The sequence below is a fragment of the Alkanindiges illinoisensis genome, from assembly GCF_004377485.1.
GTDB lineage: Bacteria > Pseudomonadota > Gammaproteobacteria > Pseudomonadales > Moraxellaceae > Alkanindiges > Alkanindiges illinoisensis_A.
Window position 1 is genome coordinate 1 of record NZ_SNTY01000002.1, and the last position, 560, is coordinate 560.

General features: G+C 38.8%; 1 pseudogene. It reads left to right on the top strand.

Features of this window, described 5'->3' with window-relative positions:
- Window positions 1–18: 18 nt before the first annotated feature.
- Window positions 19–560: pseudogene (locus E2B99_RS00010) on the top strand (hypothetical protein); the annotation flags it as partial.

The window sequence follows — 560 nt, forward strand, 5'->3', positions numbered from 1 at the left end:
GGTGCAGCTGAGTGTGACATGCATTTCTTGCAGACCACAGCAATTCTTGAGGATCTAGAAATTGTAGGTAATACAATTGAAGATCATTGGAATACCACTAAGATGATTAGGCTTGAAGGTAATCCAACAAGTACTGACAAGATTTCATGCGTTACGATCTCTGGTAATGTTACTGGCAACAGTGCAGGTTCGGTAATTGAAATAGGCGGTGCATCAGGTGTTGAAATTGTAGGTCAGTTTAAAGCGAACCAAGGTTATGTTGTTGATGTCATTGGGAATCTAAATGGTTTTAAACTTTCAACTCAATCAAAACAGAATGGAGGTGGTCTATTTAGAGCTGTCGGTGACTATTCTTTGAAAGATGTAACAGTATGCGGAAATAACTTATCGAATAGTGTTACTCAAAACCCAATCTTGGTTGACGTGAAAAGTCTGGATAACTGTAATTTCTCAAACAATGAATTACGTGTGACTGGCACAGGTGGATTCCATGCTACGCATAAAGCTCCGATTACGATTCATGCTGACACAATGAAGTTAGTAAGAGTTGATGATAATAC